Raw genomic sequence first — 8,931 nt, forward strand, 5'->3', positions numbered from 1 at the left:
GCGAGGTGTGGCCGGGGCCGGAGGCGGCGAGGTAGCCCAGCATCCCCGCGAAGCGCGACTCCACCTCGGCCGCCGGGCGCTGCTCCGGCAGCACGGGGCGGTCCAGCCAGAACACCTTGCCCGCCAGGAACGCCTCGTAGCCGGCGCCCTCGTGACCCAGCACGCGCACGGTCCTGGCGAGCAACTCCCCGAACTCGGCCAGCTCCGCCTGGGGCGGCAGGTCCGTGGTGACGAACAGGGGCACGATCAGCGCGTCGAGCATTGGACTATCCCTCCGTGAGGTGCCTCATGGTAGGACGCCCGACCGACAATCACGGCCCGCGCCACTCCCACGACCCGCTCGGGTTGCGCCCTGCGTCTCACACCCGGCCGCGCCACCCCTGCTCCCGGGCGGCGACCGGGCGGTCAGTGGCTGGGCGGCGGTTGTGGCGCTGGTGGCGGCGGGTCGTGGGAGTCGTGGGGCGGGTAAGATCGCGGGAATGGCGGGCGCGCTTCTGATCACCGGCACCGTGGGCGTCGGGAAGACGTCGGTGGCCGACTTCGCCGGCGACGTGCTGGCAGGCGAGGGGATCCCCAACGCGGTCATCGACCTCGACTGGCTGCGCCGCGCTTGGCCCGCGCCATCGGGCGACCCCTTCCACGGCGGGCTGACCATGCGCAATCTCCGCGCCGTGGCGGCGAACTTCCTCGAAGCGGGAGCGGAGCGGCTGGTGCTGGCCGGTGTCATCGAGCACCGCGACGAGCGCGCACGACATGAGAAGGTGCTCGGCGTCCCCCTCACCGTGTGCCGGATCCACGTCCCGCTCGCGGAGACCCACCGGCGGTTGAGGACCAGGCACGTGCACGACCCTCAGGGACTTGACTGGCACCTCAGAAGAGCCGGGGAATTAGCGGACATCCTCGACAAGGCCAGGGTCGAGGACTTCACGGTGGACGGCACGAAAGCCCCGAGGCAGGTCGCGGAAGAGGCGCTCGAGAGGTGGCGGGTCTAGCGTTCGATCCACTCGTCCTCCAGGGCCGAGTGCACGATCGAGTCGCGCCACCCGTGCGGCGTGTGCACGTGGTGCCGGATCCGGCCCTCCTCCACCATCCCGGCGGTCAGCATGGCCAGCTGGGCGGGGAGGTTGGCCGGGGAGCGGGCGCCCCAGACGCGGTGCAGCCCGAGCTCCTTGAACCCGAACGCCAGGAGTAACCGCACGAGGTCGGTGCCGATCCCGCGGCCCCACTGGTGGGGGTGGAGGCCGAAGCCGATCTCCGCGCTGTGGGGATGGTCGGCCTCGATCCGCAGGCGGACCACGCCGATCACGTCGCGGTGGGCCGCGTCGACCACGGCGAGTACGTAGAGCACGCGCGGCTCCGCCGTGGCCGCCTCCATGGCCTGGTCGACGAGCCGCGCCACCTCGGGCTGGGTGCGCGGCCCGAACGGCATGTGCTGGGTGGCCGCGTGATCGCCGTAGACGGCGTGCAGGGGCGGCACGTCGGCCTCCGTGACCTCACGCAGGCCGAGCCGCTCGCCGTTGTACACCACCCGCCGCATTCGCCGACGGTAACGCGAGTCCCGTGATCTTTACAACCCTCTGTCAAGTGGCAAGTTGACTACCGTAAGCTCGCGCGACAAGTTCGGCGATGGCGCTGTGGGGGCCGAGCGGCTCGGCGTGCCCGGCGTTGATCGCCGTGGCGGCCTGCTCGACGATGCCGGCGGGGGCCTCGTGGCCGATCATGCAGGGCGCGACGGCCAGCCGCTCGGCACCCGCCGCGCGCAACCGCTGGGCCGCGACGCCGACGCCCGGCTCGCTGTCGAAGGAAGCCGCGACGACGGGCAGCGTGAGTCTGGAGGCCAGGAGCACCGCCGTGGCCTGCACGGCGTGCACCGCGCGCTCGCCGCCCACCGTGCCGAGGATGACGGCGTCAACGGGGCTGGAGACGTTCAGCAGGCGTACGCGGTCGGCCCTGGCCAGGCCGCGCTCGGCGAGCTTGATGTGCAGGGCCTCGGCCAGCAGCGGGTGCGGGCCGAGCGCCTCGGTGACGACGGCGCCGGTGCCCGCGACCGCCACGGCCTTGCCGATCTCGGCCATGACGACGGGATCGTCCCAGGTGAGCAGGGGTACGACGACGGCGTCGCGGCCGGTGGGCAGGGAGTCCGCCAGGTCGGTGACGCTCGTCAGCCGCAGCTCGATCTGCGGGTTGTCGACGCGTACGACGGCCGCGATCTCCTCAGCCACGCCAGCGGTGTCGCCTGGGGTGGCGAGCACGAGCACGGGGGCGTCCGGCGGCAGGGACGTGGGCACGGGACGGCGGTGGCGACCGCCGCCCGGCCGGGGGGAACGTTCACGTACAGGCAGGCTCACAGGCGCGCAGTTTATGCCCATTCGGGGGCTGTTGTTCTGCGAATCGATGGCGATTCCGTCACAACGCAGGCGGTGTGAACGAGATCACACCGTGATCCCTCTATACGTTGACTTATCCGTACATAACGGAAAACTTGGAGCAACTAGAAACGCGTTCTAGAGCGACATCCCACCGACCGGGGTCCCGGTCCCTCAGGGCACGCCCCGGCGACCGGGGTCGCGGCCCGTCGAAGGGCCGTGCCCCGCCGACACAGTCCCAGGACCGTCCGCCGGAGGATGGGCGATGAAGCCGTTCTATGTCCGCGAGCTCAGTGTCTACCCGGTCGGCGGCCGCCGGATCTTCCTGCTGGCGATAGCGGTGCTGGCGAGCCTGGTGGCCAACTTCGAGACCACCCTCGCCACCATCCTGCCCCTCCTCATGGACGACCTGAGGATGTCGCTCACCGTCTACGGGCAGATCGCGGCGCTTTCGGTGCTGATCGGAGGGATTTCGGCCGGGTTCGGCGGCATCCTGTCCGACCGGTGGGGCCGGGTCACGATCCTGGTGCCGACCCTCACCGTCACCGCCGCCTGCAACTTCCTGCTCGCCACCGTGGACACGGTGGCCGGGCTGTTCTGGATCCGCTGCCTGATGCTGTTCATCGAGGGCGCGGGCATCACGATCACCGCGTCGCTGGTGCGGGACTTCTCACCGCGGATGGGCCGGGCCCAGGCGTTCGCGTTCTGGACGTGGGGGCCGGTCGGGGCGTCGTTCCTGGCCTCGTTCATCGCGGGCTTCACGCTGCCGCTGTTCGGCAACGCGTGGCAGTCTCAGGCGATCATCATGGGCGTCGTGTCGCTGGTGATGTGCGGGATCATCATCTGGCAGATCGCCGAGCCGTCGGCGGCGCTGCGGGCGCAGGTGCTTCAGTCCGAGGAGGCCGTGCAGGCCGGGGAGCAGGCCCAGCACGGCAAGCTGGGAGAGCTGTTCAGGCACCCGCACCTGTGGGCGCACGTCCTCGGCAACACCGGCTGGCAGGTGCTCTACTGGACGTTCGCCATTTTCGGCCAGACCATCCTGGCCGGCGCGTTCGGCATGGACGCGGCCGCGGCCAACCGCGTCGTGGCGCTGGGCATCGTGCTCAACGCCCTGGCCGTGGTGGTCGTCGGCAGGATCTCCGACCGGATCCAGCTGCGCAAGCCGTTCACCGCCGCCGGCACGGTCCTGACCGTCGCGGCGCTGGGGTACTTCATCGCCATCGCCGGCCACGACGTGCCGGTGGCGCACGTCACCGTCGTGTTCGCGCTGCTCTACCTGTTCATGGGCATCGCGTACGTGCCCTGGATGGCCAACTTCTCCGAGGACGCCGAGGACGTCGATTCCCGCCTGCAGGGCTCGGCGCTGGGCATCTGGGGCATGGTCGTCCGGATCATGATCGTGGTCCTGCTGGTGGTCTCCCCGATCGTGGTGGAGGCCGGCGGCTGGCAGTCGTGGCTGATCGTGGCGCTCGCCGGCCAGGTCGTGTTCCTGATCTCGATGGCCGCCTTCAGAGGCAGATGGTCTAACGCGACGGCACCACGACCGACTGCGGGTTCCCCGGGGCATACACCGTGATGCCCTGCGGCAGCGACTTGAGCTTCTCGATCTCGGCGCAGGCGGGGCACTTGTCGTAGCCGTCCTGCCTGGCCCGGTCCGCCTCCGCCTCCGCCTTGGCCTGGGCGACCTTCGCCTGAGCCTCGGAGACGGCCGCCGAGGCGGCCAGCGAGCGGTCCACGGCCTGCTGCACCTCGCCCGGCAACGTCAGCTGTTGGTGTTGAATGTGCATGAAGGTGCATGATTTGGCTCTGGTCACGTCATCGCCGCAGTGCAGACTTGACGGGATGTGTACGCGCACCGGCCAGTCCTTGCCCCCGCATGCTTCTGTCGCGCCGGGCGTACTCTGCCCGGGGTTCCGGCTCAGCCTGTGGGGCTACCTTGCGCATCCTCTGGCAATTGTCGTGCACATGTTCTATCCAGAAGGGTCTACTCTTGGTATCGTTATGGCCACGCAACGTGAAAGCCGGGAGGGGGCCAGTGCCAGTCATGGGAGCGTGCCCGTTCGACCGCCACCCAGCAGCGCCGGCCGGTCGTGCGCGCCGATCCGCCACCGGCCGCGCCGCCATGGCACCGAAGGCCCTCCGGCATGGCTGAGTTGCGACTGATCGCTCCAGCCTTCGTCGCACCGCGCCCCTCCGGCGTCGCCGTCCGCGACCGGCTCAAGCACCTCACCGTCGAGGACGACAAGGTGCTGCGCCTGGTCGGCGCGCATCTGGGTGCGCTGGCCTCTGCCGACCTGAAAACGCGGTGTGCTGATGGGCTGGGGCACTGCGCCGAGATCTGGGCGGCGCGGAAGCGAACGCTGACCGCATTGTCGTCGGCTCGGTGGGCTGGGGCCATGACCAAAACGTCCCACGATCAGTGGGCGCTGGCCCGCCGCTGCCAGGCCGACCACATCCGCGACCTTGAGGCCGCCATCGCCACGATCACCCTTCGACTGTCCCTCCCCGTCGGGATGAAGGGAACCCGCAAACAGCCCAGCGGATACCGCTCGGCGCAGGAGTGGTTCGCCAAATCCCGCCGCCTGCACCTCCTGCACGACCGGCTGCAGCGGCGCAAGGCCGACCATCAGGCCGGGCGGGTCCGCGTGGTGCGGGGCGGCAAACGCCTGCTGAACACTCGCCACAACCTGAGGGCCGCCGGACTCACCCAGGACGAGTGGCGGCAGGCGTGGGAGGCTGAGCGCTGGTTCCTGACCGCCGACGGCGAAAGCGGGAAACGCTACGGCAACGAGACCATCCGCATCACCCCCGATGGCCAGGTGTCGATCAAGCTGCCCGTGCCGCTGGCGCACCTGGCCAACGCGCCACACGGCCGCTACGTGCCGGCCTGCCGGGTGGCCTTCGCCCACCGCGGGGTGGAATGGCGGGATCGGGTCGAGGCCAACCGGGCCGTGGCCTACCGCATCCACCTGGACGCGGCGCGCGGACGCTGGTATGTCACCGCCTCCTGGCAACAACCTGCAGCCCCCGCCGTGCCCATGGCGGCCGCGCTCACCGCAGGGGTGATCGGGGTGGACACCAACGCCGACCACCTGGCCGCCTGGCGCCTGGACGTGCACGGCAACCCGATCGGCAACCCCCGCCGCTTCTCCTACGACCTGTCTGGCACCGCCGAGCACCGTGACGCCCAGGTCCGCCACGCGCTGACCCGGCTGCTGCACTGGGCACGCACCTGCGGCGTGAAGGCCATCGCCATCGAAGACCTTGACTTCGCCACGGAAAAGACCCGGGAGAAGCACGGCCGCCGCAAACGCTTCCGCCAGCTCATCTCCGGCATGCCCACCAGCAAGCTGCGCGCCCGGCTGACCTCGATGGCCGACCAGAGCGGGATCGCGATCATCGCCGCTGATCCGGCCTACACCTCCAAGTGGGGCGCCCAGCACTGGCAAAAACCCCTCACCACAAAGACTCGTACAATCACGCGCCACGACGCAGCCGCCGTGGCGATTGGCAGACGCGCCCAAGGGCATCCGATCCGGCGTCGGACGGCACCGCCCCCTGCCCACCGGAGCGATGGACAGGGGCATCGGACCATCCAGGCCGCAACGGAAGCCCGCGGGCGTGAGGGACCCCGCCCCCGCATCCCCGGACCACGGACACGATCCGCCGGCGCCGGACGCGGCACGAACGCGGGCGACCAGAACGCTCAACACCGTCCGGAGCGTTCGGCCGAGCATGCGCAACTCATGCTCAGTCCTTAAGAACGGTCGATCACCTGGCGTACTGCGCCGTCGCGGATGACGGCCACCTCACCGCCGCCCGTGCTCTCCAGTCCTCCCACGCCCCCGATGAGCAGGGGGACGGCGATGAGCGCGGCGACGACGATCAGGGCGATTCTCATCAGGACCCTTCCGCGCGGGCGGCGTCGGCAGCCGCCGCCCGCGGCTTTCGCGGCGGTTCAGGCGAACGGCGGTTCAGGCGAACGGTCCCACTTGGCCGGGCAGCGAGACCTTGGCCTCGGGTGCGGCGGCGAGGTCGAGGTCGCGGGTCTCCGGGGCGATGGCCAGGCCGACGGCCGTGACCGCCAGGGCGACGACCACGTAGATCGACACCGCGACCGTGGTCTTGTACGTGCTGAACAGGCTGAGCGCGATGATCGGGGCCAGCGCGCCGCCGACGATGCCGGCCACCTGGTAACCCATGGAGGCGCCGCTGTAGCGCAGGCGCGTGCTGAACAGCTCGGCGATGAACGCCGCCTGCGGCCCGTACATCGCGGCGTGGGTGACCAGCGCCACGACGGCGGCCAGCGCGATCAGCGGGAACGACTTGCTGTCGAGCAGCGGGAAGAAGGCGAACGCCCACACCGCCGCGCCCGCCACGCCCGCGAAGTAGACCGGCCGCCGCCCGAACCGGTCGGACAGCGCGCCGGCCAGCGGGATCAGCGCGAGCTGCAGCGCCGACCCGATCAGCACGGCGTTCAGCGCGTACGAGCGCGGCAGGTGCAACTGCCCCGTGAGGTAGACGATGATGTACGCCGTGAACGTGTAGAAGGCCACGTCCACCCCGATCCGCGCGGTGAAGGCCGACAGCAGGGCCCGCGGGTGCGTGCGCAGCACCTCCAGCAGCGGCATCCTGGCCTTGGCCCCGTGCTGCTCGACCTCGGCGAACAGCGGCGACTCGGTGATCCTGAGCCGCACCCACAGGCCCACGAACACCAGCACGCCCGACAGCAGGAACGGCACCCGCCAGCCCCACGACAGGAATGCCGCGTCGGACAGCGTGGACGACAGCACCGTGAGCATCCCGGTGGCCAGCACGTAACCCGCGGGCACCCCGACCTGCGGCCAGCTGGCGTTGAAGCCGCGCCGCCGCCCGTCGCCGTGCTCGAGCGACATGATCACCGCGCCGCCCCACTCGCCGCCGAGTCCCAGTCCCTGCACGAACCTGAGCAGCGCCAGCAGGATCGGTGCCGCCACGCCCACGCTCGCGTAGCCGGGCAGCACGCCGATGAGGAACGTCGAGACGCCCATCACCAGGAGCGTCACGACCAGCACGGTCTTGCGGCCCGCCCGGTCGCCGAAGTGTCCGAACACGATGCCGCCGAGCGGCCGGGCGACGAACGCGACGGCGTTGGTGGTCAGCGACGCCAGCGTCGCGTTGAACGGGTCGAGCGAGGGGAAGAAGAGCTTGGGGAAGACCAGGGTCGCGGCCGTGGTGTAGAGGAAGAAGTCGTACCACTCCAGCGACGTGCCGATCAGGCTGGCGAGGATCACCCGCCGGGTCTGTTGCGCGGAGCCTGTCATTCGATCGCTCCTCGATTTCGTCTAGGGGGTTCTTATCAACATAAGAATCGTTGAACAATTCGACAAGAGGTTCGCTCCATGATTCGCTGCTTAATGTGGATAACGTGGTTGCCGGCCTCGCCCAGGACCGCCCCCGGCTGGGCCGCAGCAGCACCGCCGAGCGGGTGGCCGACATCCTGCGCGACCGCATCAGCGAGGGCTTCTTCCGCCCGGGGCAGCGGCTGTCGGAGGAGTCGATCTCGGAGGGGCTCGACGTGTCGCGCAACACACTGCGCGAGGCGTTCCGGCTGCTCGGCCACGAGCGGCTGCTCGACCACAAGCTCAACAGGGGCGTGTTCGTCCGGCTCCCGTCCGCCGAGGACGTCGCCGATCTCTACCGCGTGCGCCGCGTGCTCGAAGGGGCCGCGGTGCGCCTCAGCCCCGCCCCGGAGGCGCTGGCCGTGATCAAGGAGGCCGTGCTCGACGCCGAGCGGGCCGCCGCGCAGGACGACTGGCAGGGCGTCGGCACCGCCAACATCCGCTTCCACCAGGCGCTCGTCTCGCTGAACGGAAGTCCCAGGATCGACGAGGCCATGCGCCAGCTGCTGGCCGAGCTGCGGCTGGTCTTCCACGTGATGGAGAATCCGCGGGCGTTCCACGAGCCGTTCGTCGACCGCAATCGCACGCTGCTCGGCCTCATCGAGTCGGGCCGGCCGGAGAAGGCCGCCGCGTACCTGGCCGACTACCTCGACCACGCCGAACGGCTGCTCATCGAGGCGTACGCGCCGTAACGTTTGGCGCATGGATCGGATCTTCACCGTTGACGAGGCCCGCGCGCTGCTCCCGGAGGTCGTCGAGGACGTCCGCGTGGTGATCGCCGCCCGCGCCGACCTGGCCGAGATCGAGTACGACCGGCGGACGGGAGGCGGATCCCCGCTCGGCGGCCTCCCGGAGGTCAAGGGGCTGCAGGCCCGCATCGAGGAGATCCTCAGCGGCTGGATCGAACGGGGCATCGAGGTCAAGGGCATCGCGCCGGTGCTGATCGACTTCCCCGCCGTGCTGGATGGGGTGTCGGTACGGCTCTGCTGGATCGAGGGCGAGCGGGAGCTCGGCTGGTACCACCGTACGGAATTGGGCTTCACAGGGCGCCGGCCGTTGAGGTAAATTCAACCTACAGGTTGATAAACCGAAAGGTTGAATACCATGCTTCTCCAGGACAAGGTCGCCGTGGTCTACGGCGGAGGCGGCTCGATCGGCGGCGCGGCGGCACGGGCCTTCGCCCG

The 8,931-nt window shown here is 70.2% G+C and carries 10 protein-coding genes and 1 pseudogene; 5 read left to right on the plus strand and 6 right to left on the minus strand.

Going from position 1 to position 8,931, the window contains the following annotated elements:
• Positions 1-262, minus strand: a pseudogene (locus AB0J09_RS46460) (hypothetical protein); the annotation flags it as partial.
• Positions 263-479: 217 nt separating this feature from the next.
• Here AB0J09_RS46460 and AB0J09_RS46465 point away from each other — a divergent pair.
• Positions 480-992, plus strand: a complete 513-nt coding sequence (locus AB0J09_RS46465) for a hypothetical protein (protein WP_360706316.1) — start codon at positions 480-482, stop codon at positions 990-992.
• Here AB0J09_RS46465 and AB0J09_RS46470 read toward each other — a convergent pair.
• A complete protein-coding gene (locus tag AB0J09_RS46470; RefSeq protein WP_360706319.1) occupies positions 989-1,537 on the minus strand; it encodes a GNAT family protein in 549 nt (182 codons plus the stop codon). The genes AB0J09_RS46465 and AB0J09_RS46470 overlap by 4 nt on opposite strands.
• Before the next feature lie 43 nt (positions 1,538-1,580).
• The gene (locus AB0J09_RS46475) at positions 1,581-2,288 is read right to left on the minus strand and encodes a hypothetical protein (protein WP_360706322.1); all 708 of its coding nucleotides are present in this window, start codon (positions 2,286-2,288) and stop codon (positions 1,581-1,583) included.
• A gap of 343 nt (positions 2,289-2,631) precedes the next feature.
• Between AB0J09_RS46475 and AB0J09_RS46480 the strand changes: the two genes are divergently transcribed.
• Positions 2,632-3,942 (plus strand): MFS transporter, encoded by a 1,311-nt coding sequence (locus AB0J09_RS46480; protein ID WP_360706326.1) that lies wholly within the window; start codon positions 2,632-2,634, stop codon positions 3,940-3,942.
• On the opposite strand, the gene AB0J09_RS46485 is transcribed toward AB0J09_RS46480, so the two are convergent.
• Positions 3,890-4,153 (minus strand): hypothetical protein, encoded by a 264-nt coding sequence (locus tag AB0J09_RS46485; RefSeq protein WP_360706329.1) that lies wholly within the window; start codon positions 4,151-4,153, stop codon positions 3,890-3,892. The two genes, AB0J09_RS46480 and AB0J09_RS46485, sit on opposite strands and share 53 nt — an antisense overlap.
• A gap of 357 nt (positions 4,154-4,510) precedes the next feature.
• Here AB0J09_RS46485 and AB0J09_RS46490 point away from each other — a divergent pair, with 357 nt between their 5' ends.
• The gene (locus tag AB0J09_RS46490; protein WP_360706332.1) at positions 4,511-6,127 is read left to right on the plus strand and encodes an IS200/IS605 family accessory protein TnpB-related protein; all 1,617 of its coding nucleotides are present in this window, start codon (positions 4,511-4,513) and stop codon (positions 6,125-6,127) included.
• On the opposite strand, the gene AB0J09_RS46495 is transcribed toward AB0J09_RS46490, so the two are convergent.
• Positions 6,124-6,267 (minus strand): hypothetical protein, encoded by a 144-nt coding sequence (locus AB0J09_RS46495; protein ID WP_360706335.1) that lies wholly within the window; start codon positions 6,265-6,267, stop codon positions 6,124-6,126. The two genes, AB0J09_RS46490 and AB0J09_RS46495, sit on opposite strands and share 4 nt — an antisense overlap.
• Before the next feature lie 73 nt (positions 6,268-6,340).
• Positions 6,341-7,669: an MFS transporter gene (locus tag AB0J09_RS46500; protein WP_360706338.1), complete on the minus strand. Its 1,329-nt coding sequence runs from the start codon at positions 7,667-7,669 to the stop codon at positions 6,341-6,343.
• A 95-nt stretch (positions 7,670-7,764) separates the two neighbouring features.
• On the opposite strand from AB0J09_RS46500, the gene AB0J09_RS46505 reads away from it, so the two are divergent.
• Both AB0J09_RS46505 and AB0J09_RS46510 read left to right on the plus strand, forming a co-directional pair.
• Complete coding sequence (locus tag AB0J09_RS46505) at positions 7,765-8,439, plus strand: GntR family transcriptional regulator (RefSeq protein ID WP_360706341.1); 675 nt, start codon at positions 7,765-7,767, stop codon at positions 8,437-8,439.
• 10 nt (positions 8,440-8,449) lie between these two features.
• Positions 8,450-8,812, plus strand: coding sequence for a DUF2203 domain-containing protein (locus AB0J09_RS46510; protein WP_360706344.1), 363 nt, complete (start codon positions 8,450-8,452; stop codon positions 8,810-8,812).
• Positions 8,813-8,931: the final 119 nt, after the last annotated feature.

The sequence above is a fragment of the Nonomuraea sp. NPDC049784 genome (assembly GCF_040659615.1).
Classification (GTDB): Bacteria; Actinomycetota; Actinomycetes; order Streptosporangiales; family Streptosporangiaceae; genus Nonomuraea.

What these genes read in the sequence shown, in the direction of transcription:
- AB0J09_RS46465 (WP_360706316.1), top strand. Translation starts at nt 480, where the DNA reads ATGGCGGGCGCGCTTCTGATCACCGGCACCGTGGGCGTCGGGAAGACG.
- AB0J09_RS46470 (WP_360706319.1), bottom strand. Translation starts at nt 1,537, where the DNA reads ATGCGGCGGGTGGTGTACAACGGCGAGCGGCTCGGCCTGCGTGAGGTC.
- AB0J09_RS46480 (WP_360706326.1), top strand. Translation starts at nt 2,632, where the DNA reads ATGAAGCCGTTCTATGTCCGCGAGCTCAGTGTCTACCCGGTCGGCGGC.
- AB0J09_RS46485 (WP_360706329.1), bottom strand. Translation starts at nt 4,153, where the DNA reads ATGCACATTCAACACCAACAGCTGACGTTGCCGGGCGAGGTGCAGCAG.
- AB0J09_RS46490 (WP_360706332.1), top strand. Translation starts at nt 4,511, where the DNA reads ATGGCTGAGTTGCGACTGATCGCTCCAGCCTTCGTCGCACCGCGCCCC.
- AB0J09_RS46495 (WP_360706335.1), bottom strand. Translation starts at nt 6,267, where the DNA reads ATGAGAATCGCCCTGATCGTCGTCGCCGCGCTCATCGCCGTCCCCCTG.
- AB0J09_RS46500 (WP_360706338.1), bottom strand. Translation starts at nt 7,669, where the DNA reads ATGACAGGCTCCGCGCAACAGACCCGGCGGGTGATCCTCGCCAGCCTG.
- AB0J09_RS46510 (WP_360706344.1), top strand. Translation starts at nt 8,450, where the DNA reads ATGGATCGGATCTTCACCGTTGACGAGGCCCGCGCGCTGCTCCCGGAG.